The organism is Paenibacillus sp. 1-8, from assembly GCF_056316205.1.
Map to the genome: position 1 here is coordinate 1,329,728 of NZ_CM149995.1, position 18,779 is coordinate 1,348,506.

Here is an 18,779-nt window from a genome sequence, read left to right on the forward strand (position 1 = left end):
GATGGAGTGTGAGAACATGAAAGCTAAAAAATATACGATTTACGCCGTACTTATTGTTTTAATCGCCATAGGGATTTATGCTTTGACTGCTTTTCAACGGGGGGGTAGTAGCTTGTCTGCGGATCAGTCCTCTTCCATTCCGACAGCTTATGTAGAATCGGATACGCTCAATGCCAGCTTTAAGATGGCGGGACGTATTGATCAGATGCTCGTGAATGAGGGCGACAAGGTGAAAAAAGGGCAGGTGTTAGCCCATCTGGAAAGCCGTGAGCTGGAAGACAAGGTGAAACAGGCACAGGCGGCATTGCTGGCAGCCAAGAGTAATGTGTCCAAAGCGAAGGCTGGCGTATTGCAGGCTCAAGCGGGAGTAGGGCAGGCACAGGCTACCGTGAGTGCAGCTCAGGCCAAAAAGAGCCAAGGTACCACAGCAGTCGGCGTGACTGCACAGGCTTCATCCAGCCAGATCGAACAGGCACAAGCGGCTGCGGCTGCGGCCAAGGCGAAGCTGGATGCCCTCAAGAGCGGCGCAAGACCGCAAGAGCTGGAGCAAGCACAAGTGAGTGTGAAGGCTGCCAAGGAAATGTTGGATCTGACCGCTAAAAATCTGGAGCGCGCCAAAAAGCTTCAAGAAGCCGGGGCAGCAACCCAAGCCTCACTGGATCAAGCGACGCTGGACCATCAACAGGCGGAAGCCAAGTACAATTCAGCATCTCAGCAACTAAATATGGTACGCGAGGGAAGCCGCAAGGAAGAAATTACGGCGGCTGAAGCACAATACCGTCAGGCATTGGCTGCGGTGAAGGAAGCACAGGCAGGAGCAGGTAAGGTTACTTTACAGCAAGAGGATGTCAAAGCCGCACAGGCTTCGGTAGAACAGGCGCAATCCGCTGTGAAGGCGGCGCAATCCACGGTAGAGCAGGCACAGTCGACGGTTGCAGGTGCCAACGCACAAGTAGCTCAGGCGGAAGCTGCCCTTCAGGAAGCTCAGACCTACTTGAGCTACACCACGCTACGCGCATCTGAGGACGGCATTGTAAAATCCAAATCGCTCAGCTTGGGCGAAATGGCCAGTGCAGGCTTCCCGGTCTATACGATTGAAACTTCGACGCAGCGTTGGGCCAAATTCTATGTGCCGGAAACGTCCTTGAACGGTCTTCAAGCAGGGGATCCGGTGCAAGTTAAACTGCTGTCGGGCGGCAAGGAGCTGAAAGGTAAAGTTATTTTGCTGGAATCGGCTGCCGACTTCGCTATTCAAAAGCCGAGCCAAAGCTCCGGTGATAAGGATGTACGTTCCTTTGGCGTTAAAGTAGCGTTGCCTGATCTTGCGGCTTCGGTTCCGACAGGCTCCACGGTTCTGTTTACAGGCAAAGGGGCGCAGTAATATGCAGGATCAACAGGAAAGACTTCGTATCCGCGATGTGTTTCATGAAGAATGGCTGAGCATCTTCCGGGATCGACGCTTTATGGCTATTCTGCTGATTACGCCGATTGTGTATACAATCTTGTTCGGCTTTCTTTATTCTCATCAGCGGATTACTGAGATGCCTGTCACGGTGTATGACGGAGACAATTCACAGCTCAGTCGCCAGATCATTCAGGCGTTCGATGTGACAGATTCGTTTGCCGTTACACGGCAGGCCACCAATCAGGAGGATGTGGTTCGTCAGGTGGAAACCGGGGAAGCCAAGGTCGGCATCGTCATTCCCGACAATTTCACCACCCGGCTTAAGCATGGGGAGAACCCGCCCGTGCTGACCCTGATTGACGGCAGTAACATGATGTATTCCAACAGCGCCAGCCGAATTGCCAATCAGGTCATTAGTAGCGTGAGCGCCGGGGTTTCGATCAATTCCATGAAGCAAAAGGGAATGAACGCCGATCAGGCCGCTTCAACGCTGAGTACCATCCCGTTCCGGTCCAGAGTGCTGTTCAACCCGGTATATGATTACAAGCTGTTCATGCCGTTAGGGGTCATTTCTGCGGCTCTCCAGCAGTGCTTGCTGCTCGGCATTGCGTTGTCCTGTACGCGGGATAAGGAGGCAGGGACTTGGGGAAGATTTGCCGCTTGGAAAAATACCCCTTGGCGACTCGGGATTGCCAAGCTGACACCGTATTATGTGGCGGGAGCCTTTAATGTGCTGACTGTATTCAGTATTAGCGCCCTATGCTTTGATATCCCGTTCAGGGGGCAGGTGCTGCCGCTGATTCTGGTGTCGCTGGCCTTCAACTTTGCCTTGTGTGGTTTAGGGTTCCTGTTCAGTCTCTTTTCCAAGACAAGAGTGGATGCGACCCAAACCCTCATGTTGATTGCAGTTCCTTCCTTTATGCTGTCAGGCTATACGTGGCCGCTGGAAGCCATGCCCGGCTTCTTGAGGGGGCTTGCTGAAATATTGCCACTGACGTATTACCTGGATGCTGTACGCAATATTACCCTTAAAGGACTGGATATCACGTTCGTTATCAAGGATACGATTGCGCTTGGCGTTATTGGCTGTGTAAGTCTGCTGGTATCCTTCGCCATCTATCCGCTATTCTTTAGACAGCGTCAGACAGCAGACCAACATACTGATGTACCTGCTCAAGGGGGAGTTACGCTTAAAGGCTAAAAGTAACTAAATACGCATATCAAAAAAGGCAGATCAGATTCTTACTCCTGGTCTGCCTTTTAGTTTTAAGTGCTATATCGTACTGGCTGAATGAAATATTATTGCGTCCTTCATGAGTCGGCACCGGGGTCGGTACCGACAATACGGTATCCGACCTCCTTGCCAAAGTCCCCCGCAGCGGCAGAAGGAGCAGTCGAACCAGTTCCGTTGCCTTGTAAATCAGCAATAGATTTAACATTCATATAAGCTGGAACGACCAAGCCCGTTTTGACACCCGTCATATTAGCGCCCAGATCATCGAGCTTATCCTTGTATTTAGCCCAATAATCCGCATGTGTCAATGGCAGCCATGCAGCTGGTGAAGCATCCACATCACCACTGGCGACACCCGTCCACATTGGACCTGCTTCAACTTGCAACGCGGTCACTTTGTAGCCCAATTTGTTTTCCAAAATATATTTCAGCAAATTCGTGCTGGCAATTTCAGAATCCCAAGCCACATAACTCAGCTTGAAGGTGTCACCATTGACAGGCTGCAGTCCTTGGGTCCATTCCTGCACCTTATCGGCATGCTTTTCAGCCCAATCCTTGGCAGCTTGCTCAGGGCTGGTTCCGCCTTGAATAGCAACCATCATTTCACCCATGTCTTCCGGTGTCCATTTGAACCGTTTTAGAAACTCGTAAGCGATAGGAGCATCTTGTTGCAGTCCTTTACGGGCAATCGTATGAATACCCTCGGCCTCACCATAAGATTTTTTAGGGTCTTCCAAATATTTGAGATCATACTTGTTGAACATCCAGTGCGGCGTCCAACCTGTAATAATGATCGGTTTTTTCGCTTTTATGGCTTTGTCCAGTGTTGCAGTCATGGCTGCACCGGAACCTTCTACCAGCTTCCAGTCGGACAATTTGTAGTCCTTTAACGCCTTGGCAGTTGATTTCATAATACCTGCCCCGGCATCAATTCCGATAATTTTGTAGCCGACTTCTTCGCCAACCGGGTTGGCAGCAGCGTTTTCTTTGCCAGATGCAGAATGGTTCGATCCAACAAAATATTGCGATGCGCCAGCGATCAGAATGACAGCCGTAACCGCAGAGGTAATCCATACCTTTTGTTTGGTGGATACGCGGCTTTTGCCTCTTTTTGCTGGTTTGAACAGGTTCTGCGTGAAACGGTCAAGCACGATAGCCAGAACAACGACAGCCAATCCGGCCTCAAAACCTTTACCAATTTGCAGCTGTGTCACGGCACGGTATACAACGGCACCAATACCTTCCGCACCGATCATAGAAGCAATAACAACCATAGATAGTGACAGCATAATCGTCTGGTTAATACCAGCCATCAAGGTTGGCATAGCCAGCGGCAGTTGTACTTTGAACAGCTTTTGCGCCGAGGTTGAACCGAATGCGTCGGAGGCTTCGACCAATTCACCCGACACTTGCATAATCCCCAAATTCGTCATGCGAATGGTTGGCGGGATCGCGAAGATAACAGATGCGATTACGCCCGGTACAACACCAAGGCTGAAAAAGGTAACCGCAGGCAGCAAATATACGAACGCAGGCATCGTCTGCATGAAATCAAGCAAAGGCGTAATAATACGTGACGCCGTTTTGCTGTATGCACACCAGATCCCGATTGGAATCCCGATGACAATGGATACGAGTGCGGACGTGATGACCAGTCCGAGCGTATTCATCGTTTCGCTCCAATAGCCCAGGTTGTCAATCAGCAGGAAGCCGATGACGGTAAACAGCGTAAGCTGAATCCGACCGATCATAAACGCGATAATCCCGATGATCACAATGAACACCAGAGGGTGCGGAAGCATGAACAGGCCAGAGAAAAAGCCTACAACAGCTTCAATAACAGAAGAAATAACATTAAACAATCCGGCCAGATGAATACCCATCCAGTCTACAATAGTCTGAATCCACTCAGCGATTGGCAGTTTCGGTATCAAGGACATTCACCTCCTTCGTGGTGGTTACATCTCCGCCAAGTGCGCCCAGCAAAGCTCCACGGACGATAACACCCAACAGCTTCTGTTTGTCATCGACCACAGCCAGAGGGACCTTGGACGAGCTTGTAATTTCGAACAAATCATTAATGACCGTTTCCGCAGCAACCTGCGGTCCGTCCGTCATGAGAATATCTTCAATTTTCAAATTGTTGCGCAGTGCATGGACAGCATCTTCAGCATTGATAACGCCCAACAGCCTCTTGGTACGATCAATGACGAACAGATTGGAAATCCCGCGTTCCCGCATCAATTCCAGAGCAACACGTGGACCGCGATCCATTGTGATCGTTTCTGGACGAAGCATGACATGAGCAGCCGTCAGTACCTTGGACAGATCCACGTCCTCGACGAAGCGGGCTACATAAGAGTTAGCCGGTTGGATCATAATTTCTTCCGGTGTACCGATCTGCACGACCGATCCGTCCCGCATCAATGCAATCCGGTCACCGATCCGCAGCGCTTCATCCAGGTCATGGGTAATAAACACAATCGTTTTCTTCATTTTATCTTGAAGCTCCAGCAGCTCATCCTGCATGTCACGGCGAATGAGGGGGTCCAGTGCGCTGAATGCTTCATCCATCAAAAGCACTTCAGGGTCATTAGCCAACGCCCGTGCCAGCCCGACCCGCTGCTGCATACCGCCACTCAGTTCATCGGGCATTTTATCGCCCCAGTTTTTAAGACCAACCAGGTCCAACGCTTGCTGTGCTTTTTCCTGGCGTTTCGTTTTTTCTACCTTTTGTATTTCAAGGCCGTATTCTACATTTTCCAATACAGTCCGATGTGGGAACAGGGCGAATTTTTGAAAAACCATGCTGATGGTTTTACGGCGAACTTCGCGGAGTTGTTCTTTGTTCATTTTACGGAGATCCTTGCCGTGAACCAGAATTTCACCGGAGGTAGGCTCAATCAAGCGATTTAGCATTCGCACTAAAGTGGACTTGCCACTACCTGAAAGGCCCATAATCACGAAAATTTCACCTTGCTTAATTTCCATATTGGCCTTATTGACACCAACGGTAATTTGTTTTTCTTTGGCCAGCCTTTCCTTGCCCCAGCCTTGCTCCAGAAGCGGAACACCTTGCTCTGCGTGAGGACCAAAGAGTTTGCTGACATTTTTGACTTCCAAAATCGTCATACATACACCTCTTCTTTCTATACTTTGCTTGGTATTAACCCCGTGTTACATTAAGGAATGAGTATAAAAATCAATATTTTGAACATCCTGAACGGTTAATGACAAAATTAATTGTAACAGAAGCATTGCTTACTTTTCAAACAAAAAAACTGTTCGTAAAGTACGTACAGAAAAAACTGTACAAAGTTTCCTGCCATATGCTCCTTTGTTCTTTAGAATGCTCAAACATCCGGAACTTTACAACCGATAGCTCTTTTTTTAAAATAGACAATGAAATATAACCATAAGCAAAAGATTTATGTATATCCATAATTTTAAAAGTTTACTATCATTAGCAATTTTGCGAATTGTGATTTTGAACGACCCATGCTGTTGTAATATAGACAGAAGCTTTGTTTTTGAAACATTTCATTTTTAATTGAAAGATTTCATGTGTCGCGTCAAAGCCAATCGGTTACGGGTAAAAGTCGTTCATACGATCTTAGGCAAAATGCTCTAAAATTAGGAGGTTGCAAGCATGAGCTTGTACCAGTTAGGTGATGAGCAGCAGGCTTCGCTGCAAAAAATTCGCAAACGTGTCATAGAAGCTATAGGTAAAAATATGGACTTGTATGGGATCACCCTGTCTGCGGGGCATTTGTACGGTTTGCTTTTTTTTGCGGATAAACCGATGACGCTGGACGAAATGGGCCGTGAAATGGAAATGAGCAAAACGAGCATGAGTACCGGTGTCCGAACGCTGCTGGATTTGAAAATGGTCAACAAGGTGTGGAGCAAAGGCTCACGCAAGGATTTGTATGAAGTCGAATATGACTGGCATCAAACGTTCACAGACTTCTTTGCTATAAAATGGAGAAAAGCAGTTGAAACGAATTTGCTGGTGCTGCGCAAGGCCATTGAGGAGCTGGACAGATTGCTGGAGCGGGATGGGGAATATGAGGAATTTAAGGCTGTTCTCCAGCAGGATCGTTTGAAAATGAAGCAGGCTGTGGCCTATTACAAGTGGCTGGACCGACTGATTGATTCGATGGAAAGCGAAGAAATATACAAGCTGATCCCCAAAGAAGAGGTTCGTGATTAATCGCTTATCCTCTTTTGTTTCCATAAAAATGCCGGAGCGTAGAAAGCGTTTTCGGCATTTTTTTGTGTTTGGCTTTGTTAATTTTGGATTAGCTTTGTTCGATTTTTGGTTTGGGCCTGTGCAAAGGGTATAATAGAAATATGAAATGATTGATATAACGCTGTGTTGAATATTTAATACTGAACATACAGGTTAAAGGAGGCTTCATATATGGAAAGTATTACAGTACATACCCGCCTGGGTCAGCTTCGTGGGGAAACGGTGAATGGATATCATGTATGGAAGGGCATCCCATATGCACAGCCTCCTGTGGGGGAACTGCGTTTTCACGCGCCTCAGCCTTTGAAGCCTTGGGAAGAGGTACGAGATGCAACGCGCTTTGGGCCGATCTGTCCGCAGCCTATGCCATCTGCTGAGAGTATGACCGGGAATTTGGTGGAACCGCCTGAGCAGTCGGAGGACTGCTTGTACCTGAACGTCTGGACGCCTGCTTCGAAGGCACCTGCAAAGGGACGACCCGTGATGGTGTGGATTCACGGCGGAGCCTTTGTAACCGGGTCGGGAATTATTCCATTATATGATGGGGCACGGATGGCGGAAAATGGCGATGTTGTCGTCGTTACGCTCAATTATCGACTCGGGCCGTTGGGTTTTTTGCACCTGACTCCACGGGGAGACGGACTGACCTCTAATGCGGGGCTACTGGATCAGATTGCTGCCTTGGAATGGGTCAGGGACCATATCGCCGCATTTGGCGGTAGCCCGGACGAGGTGACCGTGTTCGGTGAATCAGCGGGAGCTATGAGTATTGCCGCGTTATTGGCTATGCCGGCCGCAGAGGGCCTGTTCCGGCGTGCTATTTTGCAGAGCGGTGCATCGCAGGTGTTACCGACTTCACAGGCTGAGCAAGTCACGGCTGCGTATCTCCAGCAGTTGGGGGTGGACACCCTGCATCCGGAACGATTGTTTACGCTGCCGACGGAGGCGCTCATGCTTGCCATGGCCAAGACGCATGAAATGATCGGCCCGGAGCTGGCGATGCTCTATCAACCCGTCGTGGACGGTGTGACCTTGCCTGACGTACCTTTATCTGCGATTGCCAAAGGATCAGCCAAGCAGGTATCCGTACTGATCGGAACGAATTTGCATGAGGGTGCTTACTTTATTCGCAAGGAATCCCATCTGATGAACAAGTCGATGGCGAGCCAGACATTGGAAATGATGACGGGCATGTCAGATGTTGGTGAGCTGACGGAACCTTTTCCGGTTACAATTGAGGGACAGGCGCAAATGTTGACCGATCTATTTTTTTGGCGACCTGCATTGGCACTTGCTGTTGCACAGTCGGCGTATGCGTCGGTATGGATGTATCGCTTTGATTGGACATTGCCGGGGCATCCTACCTTTGGACAAGCGGTTCACGGTGCAGAAATTGCGTTTGTTTTTGATAATCTGGAGCTGCTAGGTAAGCTCGGATTGGACGTTCATCCCTCTATGCAGAAGCTGGCTCAAGATATGCAGCAGGCATGGGTTGCTTTTGCACGTGACGGAAAGCCAGTGCTGCCGGAAAGGGAGTGGCCGGTATACGACAGAGAATCGCGTGCTACGACCATTTTTCATCAGGACATCTCGGTGCAGCATGACCCGGAAGGAGAGAGACGCCACCAGTTGACCGGACAGATGAGCATCTGAGCCAAGTATTGAGATATCGTCCAACAGCCTAACATAATAAAAGCCTTCGCCCGTATTTTTGTATACGGACGAAGGCTTTTTTGGGTTGAACAGGTGCAGATGTATTGCAGAAACTAAATCTTGAATCGCTTCACCAGCTCTTGCAAATCCTGCGCCATATTGGACAGCTCCTGAGAGGAAGAAGCGATTTCTTCCATCGCCGCCATTTGCTCCTGAACGGCTGCGGAGGTCGTCTGTGAGCTATCCGCCGAATTGCGGGACAGGCTTGCCAGATGGGTAACAGTGGCCGAAACCTCCTCCGTACTAGCCGAAATTTGTTCAGCGGCTGCGGACACGCTTTGAATCTGTTCCACAATATGAGAGGTGGAGCGCTCAATATTCGTGAAGGCACCTTCTGCATCTTGACTAATACGCAGTCCTTCGCCCACCTGATTACGGACATTACCATTCATCGTAGCTGTGGAACGCTGGATCAGATCCAGCATCTGTGTAATGATCTGGCTGATGGAATCCGCGCTTTCCTTGGATTGCTCCGACAGCTTGCGCACCTCAACTGCTACCACCGCGAATCCACGCCCGGCTTCGCCTGCTCTGGAGGCTTCAATCGACGCGTTCAGAGACAGCAGGTTGGTCTGCTTGGCAATGGCAGCAATCGCGCTATTCATCTGCTTCGCATCGTCAGAGAGCTGTGACAGCTCGTCCATCAGGCTGGCTGTTTGGGTCACAGCTTCCAAAATACGGTCCATCTGTGTGCGTACGCTGCCGATCATTTGGCTGCCTTTGGCTACGTCATGCTCAGTCTGTCCTGCTGAATCTACGATGGAGCTTGCCGATTCCGCAATGGTGCTGACACCCTTCGCCATTTCCTCGACGGCATTGGCTGTTTGTTCGGATGCCTCTGCACTGGTGGTCGCATTTTCTGCGGATTCCATAACCGTTTCCGCTACATGCTGTACGGATTCCGTCGTTTGCTCCGTGCTTTCCTTGATCATCAGGGAGGAGGACGCGAGTCGGGACGACGTTTGGTTGACCTCGGAAACCATCGTATGCAGTGCGTGTGTCATCTGGTCAAAATTTTGCGCCAGCTCACTGAATTCATCCTTGCCGGACAGATTGACTCGTGCGGTGAGGTTGCCGTCACGGACGATACGTGTTCCTGCTTGCAGCTTTCGCAGCGGGATCAGGAAAGAGCGAATCATGAGAAAGATGATAACAGCAGCGACCAGTATGGAAATAATAATCACAATCAGACTTTGCTTCAAAATCGGTTGGGCAGCATCACTGTAATCCTCCAGATCCGATAGTGCGATAATATTCCACCCGGTGACAGGGTCCTTGAGTGTAAAGGCCAGCATATCTCTATTCATAAATTGCATTTGTGATATGGAAGGAGTATCATTTTGAGCGGTTTTCTCTACTTTGGGAAGTCCCTCAATGGTGTCTGCCGGTTTTTTGCCTGTATTTTTAAAAGCCGTTCCAGCTCCAGCTACAATTTTATGATTAGAATCAACAATAAAAAGTCCCCCGCGCTCGCCAATCTTAACAGATTGCAGGTTTTGACTCATCCTGTCCAGATTCAAACTCAACGCAATAGCTCCTTGACCGTCCTCCAGCGTTCTCGATACAGCAATCGCTAGATTTCCTGTCGTGGGGCTCACAAGTGGAGCACCAACGAATACTTTGCCCTTTTGCAGCATCGCATTTTTGTACCACGGTCTCTCCCTGGGCTCATAATCGGTTGATTCTTTTTTCGGCGTACGAATGTATTGTCCTTCCTCATTGCCGAGGAGCGCAGCATCTAATTCGGGATGAGCTTTGACGATGACATCCAATTTTTTCTGAAGAGCCTCTTCGTTGGAATCAATGGAATCAGATTGGATTTCAGTGGATAACACGTCAACGTCTTTCATAATGGGAGCTACATACTGATTGACATTGCTTCGGATCAGATACAGATTCGTGTACACAGAACCAGCCACTTGATGAGTGAGTTGCGTTGTGGCCCCCTGATACGAAAAGTACCCAATTAGAATACTTGGAATCAATAGAACCGCCAAAAAAGCTACAATTAATTTTGTCCTCATTAAATAAAACTGTTTGAGAAACCTGCTCCACCATGGAACTGTTTGTTTTGCTTTAGTCATATTCTTGCTCCTCTGTGTCTGATGATCACTACATTGTTTTATTCGACAGAAACCGATGAATTTTATAGATGTAATCTATGGGAAAAGATAAATAGCTGCTTGTTTTGCACGTTTTTATCTAAAAATAGTTCTAAAGTATCATGTTATATATTAATACTTATACATAAAAAGCCAAATCGGAGATGCAAAAGCATCTTCTCGATTTGGCTTGGGTGAGGGATAAAATGGACATTGAACCTATTAGTTTTTTTGCTGACGAGAAATCATAAAGAGTGTAATCCAGATAAGCATAAAGCCAGTCAATTGCGCTACCGTAACGATCTGCTGGAAAACCATCCAGTTAATTACAACACCGACCATCGGGAAGCTTAGTTCTGCCATCGTGGCATAAGACGCCTTGGTCGTACTGAGGCCCTTGTAATACAGTAACAGGCTGAGAAGACCAGGGAGCAGCGCCTGCAGCAACAGATTGATAATCACTGCTGCGCCCGCCCATGTGCCAGCAGGCATATTCCAAGGTGCATGCTCCACAGAGGTGAGAACGATCAGCAGAGGGAGAGCCACCATGAAGCGCAGGGAGGTCACCGTCTCATATTTCATCGAACGAAGCAAGTAGCTTCCCATTACTGTCGAACCGCCCCACAGGACCGCTGCTCCTAGTGCAAGCAGACTGCCGACGTGGATGAAATCATGAACATGTCCGAAGGGGAGCGACCAGCCGAAGGTAAGAAGATACGTCCCGAACAGAGCCACGACAATTAATATTCCAAAATTACGCGGCAGCATTTCCTTCAATATAACGCGGGCCAGAATAATAGCGACCAACGGCTGAAGCTTCTGGAGCAGCAGCACTGCATTGAGATCACCGTTGCTGAGTGCCATCGTGAAAATCACGCTGGCCAGAGCCGAGCCGCCCCACGAGACGAACAAGATAGCCAAAATCTGACGAAGCCGTACCGCTTTAAGCTCCTCGCGATGCTTCCACAGCACTGGTGCCAGGGCGATAAAGAGCAACACATGCTCCATCAGCACAATTTGTGTAGAGGTAAATGATTTGAGCAAAATAATACGAAACAGCGGGTCCGCGCCCCACAAGGCCGCTCCAATTGCGACTAGCCAAAAACCGCTTTTCATGTGGGAGCTACGATCAAAACCTTTGGATGTTAGTACAGTTGATGATTGACTCATACTCAATTAGCTCCTTGCGAATACAGGACCGATGGCACAGAAACCCCCGTCCATGGCGATAGGCCATGCAAGACGGGGGTTGATCAAATAAACTTGCCGCTGTATGCAAGTTAAATGAAATTGCTGCAAAACCAATAACGCAGCATTCATCCACTTTGCGGCATGTTCATGCTTCGATCTTCTTCCATCCGGACTTTACCGTCGGCTTTGGCATCTCACCAAATCAGTCCGTATCTTGTTCCAGATACAGAGTCGCGGGCTTAGCTCCATGAGCCATACCGCCGGTTGGGAATCACACCCTACCCCGAAGATCCTTATTCCGTTTTTTAATTTCTCCTATAGGATATACCTGTTTTAGAATGAAGTCCAGTGAAAAATATGTGTACATCGAACAAAGATTTTCATTCATTTTTTGAAAGCGTTTCACAAAATTACATGTTACGAGGTAATATCCTTATACTCGATGCGGCGGATGGCTGCATAAGCTACGAGCATTCCCAGCACGGCAAAGCCGATCTGCACAAGCGCAATGGAGCTAAGTGTAGCGCCGTTATTATTCGAAAACAGCAGGGCTACGATCAGGATCGAGCTCACAATGGTGGTGGGTATCGAGTATTTTCGCATTCCCATGTACAGCGGAATCAGCCCCATAAAGCTTGCTGCAACCGCATTGATCAGTGTCCGCACTGATTGCTGTCCTAGTATAGTGAGGCTAAGCTTATCCGGTACAATAACAACGAACTGATTTAATAGATGAAGGGCCGCCGTAATGATGATTTCCGATAAAATAATGGACATGAACGTAAACAGCAACACGATTAAGAGTTTGGCGACCATCAGCTTTTTGCGGTCAATCGGGTACATGAACAAGATGTTAATCGACTTGGACTTAAATTCGCTCACAATAAAGCGGCACAGCAGGACGGAGGCAAAAATAATAAATGTGGCTCTGACCATATAGTCCAGGAGGTCCAAAAGCTCAGCGTACCGTGTAAATTCGGGCACTCCTTCACTTTGGCTGTCTAGCGCAATAATGATGAACAGGCCTAAAATACATGCGTTGGCAATCAGCGCCGAACGGATATATCCCGCCAAATGAAACTTTTTCAGCTCCAGTTGCATCAGTTTAAGCATGGAGTTCACCTCCATGTAACAGCCGCACGAAGTAGTCTTCCAGCGTACTGTTTTTTTGGTGGATGGAATCCACCTCTACCTCATTTAAAATGAGCGTTTTCGTAATTTGCTTCTGTGGTACACTTGTATCGTAAATGCGTATATTCTGATCGTTCAGTACCCGGATATTCGTCAGATTCAGGTGATGGGAGAGGACGTAGGCTGCTTTTTTGCAGTCATTGGTCGTAAATTCGATGTATTCCGTATTGGTTTCCCGCACCTGTTCCATCGACACTTCCTCAATCAGTCGACCGTGATTAATCACACCCACCGTATCGGCAATTTGCTCAATTTCCACTAAAATGTGGCTGGACACAAGGATCGTCATACCATATTCCTTGCACAGCATGTGGAACAATTGGCGGATTTCCTTGATCCCCACCGGGTCCAATCCATTAATGGGTTCGTCCAAAATCAGCAGCTCCGGCTTGGTCGCAATCGCTCGGGCGATCCCGAGACGCTGCTTCATCCCCAGTGAAAAATCCTTTACCGGCTTGTCATCTGCGTTTCGCAGGTTCACCAGCTCCAGTGCATCCCGAACAGCCTGCTTGTTATAATAGCCCATATATTCACAATGAAGTTCGAGATTTTGCCGGGCCGTCAGCCTGTCATAAAAAATCGGATATTCAATAATTGAGCCCATCCGGCCGAGCAGGTGGTACGACTTTGGCGTTAATTTTTCACCGAACAATTCAATCTCACCCGAGGTCGGCTTGAGCAGGTTCGTAATCATTTTCATAATCGTTGTCTTGCCCGCCCCATTGGGACCGAGAAAGCCATAAGTTTCCCCCTGACGCACATTCATGCTGACCCCCGCTACAATTTCGTTGCCCTTCAGGGCCTTGGTCAGTTGATGCGTCCGTAATATGTAAGTCATGGGTGTTCTCCCTTCGTATACTGTTGATAATTCAAGGATAAAGGGCGAAATGTTCATTTTTCTTTCCCGTTTCTTACAAAATTATTAAGTTCGATTAATAGTTTATTTTTTTCAATGTAAAAGAGAAGACCGTCCGCTCATAAGGTATGCTGCTCAAATGAATCTCTCCGTTCATCGTCTCAACCAGACGCTTGGTAATCGTAAGACCCAGCCCGCTGCCCTGTATCGCCTTATTGCGGGAATCCTCAAGCGTGTACATGCGTTCAAAAACCTTGTCCTGCTCAGGCTCCTGTATGCCTTGCCCCCGATCCCATACCTCTATACGCACCGTGTCCTGCTGTTCCGTTAGAGTCAGTCCCAGTGTCCGACCATCGGCACCGTAGCGAATCGCATTCGAGATCAGATTGTTCAGCACCCGCCCAATCGCTCCTTCGTTCCCCAAGGCATGAATGGGGTGCTCTGGGATATCAATATGCACAGCAAACCCCTGCGCGGTCAGCAGATCATAAAACTGCAAAATGCTGCGTCTGCACAGCTCTCCCACCTCCAGCCGGGTCAACGGAATGTCCGTATCATTAGCCTCCAGCTTCGCCAAGCTAAAAAAGCTTCCGATCAGCTCAATGGCTTCGCTTGTCTTTTGATGAATCCTGGATAGCAGCTTTGCGCGTTCTTCCAGCAAAATATGCGGGTCGGCATCCAGCATCTCGGCATATCCGAGCACCACCGTCAGCGGGGTCTTGAGGTCGTGAGAAATGTTTGAAATCATTTTGCGCATGGCGATTTGGCTTCGGTTGTAATCCACAGACACTCTTAAATTCAAGTCCAGCAAACGGTTAATTTCCGTCATGAGCCTTTGCAGCTCGGTATCACCTGTGACATATAGCAGCTTTTCCGCATGATTAACGGTTACAATTCGTTCCAGTGCGTTTCGGATATCCTTTATTTTGCGCTTTTGGGCCGCACGCTCTCTCCAGAACCATACAATAACGACGGACAAGATGAGGACGACGATCCATTCAGAAATGCTCGCGATGTTCATATCAGCCGTTCTCCCATTTGTAGCCGATGCCCCATAAGGTCTTGATATGAACGGGGTGGGAGGGGGCTTCTTCGATTTTCTCACGTAAGCGGCGGATATGGACGTTAATCACATTTTCGTCACCCATATAATCCTCTTTCCAGATAAACCCGTATAATTGCGCTTTGGTAAATACACGGTTCGGATGGGTTACAAATAGCTTGAGAATATCAGATTCCTTGGCAGTTAGCTGCACTTCATTTTCATTGCGGGTGACCATAAAATGATCAAAATCAATGCGCAGATTTCCGTAGGTCAGGACCTGTGCTTTCGGCTGTTCCTCCTGCTGTTGCTGGCGTGCATAGGTAGTGGATCTGCGGATAGCGGACTGAATGCGTGCGGTCATTTCTACCATCGAAAAAGGCTTGGAGACATAATCGTCTGCCCCGAAGCCCAGTCCAAGCGCTTTATCCACGTCGCTGTCCTTGGCTGACATAATCAGAATCGGGACAGCGCTGTGGGTACGGATTCGGCGGATGACCTCCATACCATCGACCTTCGGCATCATCAGATCCACCAATATCAGATCGTAGGTGTGACGTTCAAAGGCAAGAAGCCCTTCTTCCCCGTCATAGGCGGTGGTTAATGTGTAGCCTTCTTTGCTGAGTGCTTTGAGCAGCATCTCGGCAATGGCTGTATCATCTTCAATGAGTAGTATGTGTGGGTTCATAGGTGTGTGTAGCACCTCCTAATTTTGGGGATCAGTTCATAAAAGGTGGGGTGCCAAGGAAGAACTTTTTTCCCAACCTCTAAATGACATGATATAGGGAATTACTTAGAGCCACAAGGGATACATACGTTTTTGTTTGCATTTGGAAAGAAGCGACCTACGGTTGGGAAAAAATTGCGAAACCCTTGTGGCTGTAGTAAAATATGTACATTGTTAAAATAGAAAAGCTTGATTTTACTAGCCTTTAACCACAACATGAGATGTATTGAAATGCGGACACAGGTGCTTGAACGTTTGGAACGACGGACTTTAACCACAACATGAGATGTATTGAAATTTTGGAAGACCTTGACCAACGTATAGACATTCGAAACTTTAACCACAACATGAGATGTATTGAAATAATGCATATGGTTTTTTAGCTGGTACTAAACGATATCTTTAACCACAACATGAGATGTATTGAAATTTTTTAAAGGCGGCTATTTGATAATGTGTATTATAACTTTAACCACAACATGAGATGTATTGAAATTTTTCGGTTTTGGTTGGCTGTACTGCTTCTGCGTCGCTTTAACCACAACATGAGATGTATTGAAATTGTTCACGCACCTCCAAACAACTCTTTAAGTCCCCCTTTAACCACAACATGAGATGTATTGAAATTAATCAAACGAACACGAATGTCTATATTCGTTATATCTTTAACCACAACATGAGATGTATTGAAATTTTTTAAATGCGGCGATTTGATATTGTGTATGAACACTTTAACCACAACATGAGATGTATTGAAATTCCATTGTACATGGTAATAATACCCCAGAGTCATACCTTTAACCACAACATGAGATGTATTGAAATTTGGCTATGATGTCATCCATCGGAATCCAGTTTAATCTTTAACCACAACATGAGATGTATTGAAATGTTTGTTCCACTTCTCGAAACCGTATTTGAGCAACCACCTTTAACCACAACATGAGATGTATTGAAATAATGTACAGCAAGCCATGAATAACAAAAGCGCAGAACTTTAACCACAACATGAGATGTATTGAAATTTCGAACAAATGCGTATTACTATTACTTACGGGAAACTTTAACCACAACATGAGATGTATTGAAATGGTTGTACTCTTTATAGCAATTATGGGCTTAATAATCTTTAACCACAACATGAGATGTATTGAAATAATGACAGTAGATGATTACATAGCAAGATTAAGCTACTTTAACCACAACATGAGATGTATTGAAATTTAACTATTTTAATAAATTCGACTTGCATACCATTACTTTAACCACAACATGAGATGTATTGAAATTGGCCGAGTCGAAAATACGTTCTGAACAATTTGTCCCTTTAACCACAACATGAGATGTATTGAAATCAAAATGACGTAATCTGTTTGAAGCGCCTTCATGTCCTTTAACCACAACATGAGATGTATTGAAATTTAGATAAACCAAATACACCTTCACCGTCTCTGAATCTTTAACCACAACATGAGATGTATTGAAATTGACACTCATCTTCTCGGCGGGTATATTCATTCTCACTTTAACCACAACATGAGATGTATTGAAATGAGTACAAACAGTGATATCGAAGTTGAGGCTGTGGATCGGCTACACTCTTCTAGACAGAAAAATTGTGGTCTAATATAGTAGACTACAGATGGACTCTAGAAGGAGCGAACGGACATGAATAAAAAGGAAAGACGTACCTTTAGCACTGAATTTAAAGCACAGATGGTTCAGCTCTATCAAAGTGGCAAACCACGCAAGGATATCATTCAAGAATATGATTTGAATCCTTCATCGTTAGATAAATGGGTGAAACAGAGTTCCACATCGGGATCCTTCAAAGAGAAAGACAACCGAACTCCAGAGGAATTAGAACTCATCGAACTTCGAAAACAGAACAAGCAACTGCTCATGGAGAATGATATTTTAAAGCAAGCCGCGCTGATCATAGGACGAAAGTAAATGTCATTCGCCAGAATAAACATAAATACTCGGTATCAGCAATGTGCGACGTCCTAAAACTCCCTAGAAGCACGTATTATTATGAAGAAAACAAAGTGGAAGTGACATCGAAGGATGAGCTTCCCTCCCTGATTATGGACATTTTTCAAAGCAGCCGCCAAAACTACGGTACGCGTAAGATTAAAAAAGAGCTGTATCAGCAGGGCCTTACGGTATCCAGGCGGAGAATTGGACGAATCATGAAGGAACTCGGGTTGGTTTCCTCGTATACAGTCGCCCAGTACAAGCCTCGTCCCACGAGCTGCAATGAAGCCAAGCAAGCGAATGTATTGGACCGAAAATTTGAACAAGAGCAGGCGTTATCTGTCGTCGTAAGCGATCTGACGTACGTCCGAGTGGGTTCATATTGGAACTACGTATGCTTCTTTGTAGATCTGTTTAACCGCGAGATTATCGGCTACAGTGCAGGACCCCATAAGGATGCCAAGCTGGTTTACCGTGCTTTGGCTTCAATTAAGGGCAACCTGAATGACATTCAGCTCTTCCACACCGACCGAGGCAATGAATTCAAGAATAAGCTCATTGACGATGCGCTGGAGGCTTTTCAGATTGAACGTTCTTTGAGCATGAAAGGCTGTCCCTATGACAATGCCGTTGCGGAAGCCACTTTTAAAATTTTCAAAACGGAGTTTGTAAAGAAACGTCATTTTGAAAGTCTTGCTGAGCTAACCACAGAATTACATGACTATGTACACTGGTTTAACCATATTCGGATTCACGGTTCTCTGGATTACTTGAGTCCAGCCGAGTTCAAGCAGAGGCACCACAAAAAAATTGTCTAGTTTAGTGTTGACAATCCACTGTCTACTTTAACCACAACATGAGATGTATTGAAATTGTCCTGCACCTGATCCCGCGTGTTTTCTATGACTGCTTTAACCACAACATGTGATGTATCGACAACGTCCCCTTTTGAGCACTACACGATAATCGCAAGCCCCAATTATACTCCATTTTTTTGTATTCCACTTAAATACGTTAACAATCTACAAAAATCGGAAAATTTGATTGATATTTAGGGGTTGATCATATAAAATTGGATTAAAATGTAAC

Annotated in this window: 13 protein-coding genes, 1 CRISPR repeat array and 1 riboswitch; of the genes, 5 read left to right on the top strand and 8 right to left on the bottom strand. The window is 46.8% G+C overall.

The window, feature by feature from the left end; all coding sequences use genetic code 11:
* Positions 1-16: 16 nt before the first annotated feature.
* Positions 17-1,381 carry an HlyD family secretion protein gene (locus AC0WRU_RS06185; protein WP_476127654.1) on the top strand — a complete coding sequence of 455 codons (1,365 nt, stop codon included), beginning with the start codon at positions 17-19 and terminating at the stop codon, positions 1,379-1,381.
* 1 nt (position 1,382) lies between these two features.
* Complete coding sequence (locus tag AC0WRU_RS06190) at positions 1,383-2,606, top strand: ABC transporter permease (RefSeq protein ID WP_476127655.1); 1,224 nt, start codon at positions 1,383-1,385, stop codon at positions 2,604-2,606.
* A 110-nt stretch (positions 2,607-2,716) separates the two neighbouring features.
* Here the strand turns inward: AC0WRU_RS06190 and AC0WRU_RS06195 are convergent, their stop codons facing one another.
* Positions 2,717-4,573 (bottom strand): glycine betaine ABC transporter substrate-binding protein, encoded by a 1,857-nt coding sequence (locus AC0WRU_RS06195; RefSeq protein WP_476127656.1) that lies wholly within the window; start codon positions 4,571-4,573, stop codon positions 2,717-2,719.
* Complete coding sequence (locus AC0WRU_RS06200) at positions 4,548-5,771, bottom strand: quaternary amine ABC transporter ATP-binding protein (protein ID WP_476127657.1); 1,224 nt, start codon at positions 5,769-5,771, stop codon at positions 4,548-4,550. The genes AC0WRU_RS06195 and AC0WRU_RS06200 overlap by 26 nt, the downstream gene beginning before the upstream one ends.
* 517 nt (positions 5,772-6,288) lie before the next feature.
* Here AC0WRU_RS06200 and AC0WRU_RS06205 point away from each other — a divergent pair.
* A complete protein-coding gene (locus AC0WRU_RS06205) occupies positions 6,289-6,852 on the top strand; it encodes a GbsR/MarR family transcriptional regulator (RefSeq protein WP_134910742.1) in 564 nt (187 codons plus the stop codon).
* 210 nt (positions 6,853-7,062) lie between these two features.
* Positions 7,063-8,544 (top strand): carboxylesterase/lipase family protein, encoded by a 1,482-nt coding sequence (locus tag AC0WRU_RS06210; protein WP_476127658.1) that lies wholly within the window; start codon positions 7,063-7,065, stop codon positions 8,542-8,544.
* Between the two features lie 113 nt (positions 8,545-8,657).
* Here the strand turns inward: AC0WRU_RS06210 and AC0WRU_RS06215 are convergent, their stop codons facing one another.
* The 6 genes from AC0WRU_RS06215 to AC0WRU_RS06240 all read right to left on the bottom strand — a co-directional run bounded on the left by AC0WRU_RS06215 (position 8,658) and on the right by AC0WRU_RS06240 (position 15,674).
* Entirely contained in the window at positions 8,658-10,688 is a 2,031-nt protein-coding gene (locus tag AC0WRU_RS06215) for a methyl-accepting chemotaxis protein (RefSeq protein ID WP_476127659.1), read from the bottom strand.
* A 240-nt stretch (positions 10,689-10,928) separates the two neighbouring features.
* Positions 10,929-11,876: a DMT family transporter gene (locus AC0WRU_RS06220; RefSeq protein WP_476127660.1), complete on the bottom strand. Its 948-nt coding sequence runs from the start codon at positions 11,874-11,876 to the stop codon at positions 10,929-10,931.
* A gap of 172 nt (positions 11,877-12,048) precedes the next feature.
* Positions 12,049-12,192: riboswitch (FMN riboswitch) on the bottom strand.
* Between the two features lie 122 nt (positions 12,193-12,314).
* Positions 12,315-13,010: an ABC transporter permease gene (locus AC0WRU_RS06225; RefSeq protein WP_476127661.1), complete on the bottom strand. Its 696-nt coding sequence runs from the start codon at positions 13,008-13,010 to the stop codon at positions 12,315-12,317.
* Entirely contained in the window at positions 13,003-13,926 is a 924-nt protein-coding gene (locus AC0WRU_RS06230) for an ABC transporter ATP-binding protein (protein ID WP_044644763.1), read from the bottom strand. Before AC0WRU_RS06230 ends, AC0WRU_RS06225 begins: the two co-directional genes overlap by 8 nt.
* 94 nt (positions 13,927-14,020) lie before the next feature.
* On the bottom strand, positions 14,021-14,965 hold the full coding sequence (locus tag AC0WRU_RS06235) for a sensor histidine kinase (protein WP_476127662.1): 945 nt from the start codon (positions 14,963-14,965) through the stop codon (positions 14,021-14,023).
* A 1-nt stretch (position 14,966) separates the two neighbouring features.
* Positions 14,967-15,674: a response regulator transcription factor gene (locus AC0WRU_RS06240; protein ID WP_476127663.1), complete on the bottom strand. Its 708-nt coding sequence runs from the start codon at positions 15,672-15,674 to the stop codon at positions 14,967-14,969.
* A 242-nt stretch (positions 15,675-15,916) separates the two neighbouring features.
* Positions 15,917-17,266: direct repeats of the CRISPR family, unit length 30 nt; unit sequence CTTTAACCACAACATGAGATGTATTGAAAT.
* A gap of 115 nt (positions 17,267-17,381) precedes the next feature.
* On the opposite strand from AC0WRU_RS06240, the gene AC0WRU_RS06245 reads away from it, so the two are divergent.
* A protein-coding gene (locus AC0WRU_RS06245; protein ID WP_476127664.1) for an IS3 family transposase occupies positions 17,382-18,508 on the top strand; the annotation gives its coding sequence in 2 pieces (ribosomal slippage) (positions 17,382-17,631 and positions 17,631-18,508; 1,128 coding nt in all).
* Positions 18,509-18,779 lie beyond the last annotated feature (271 nt).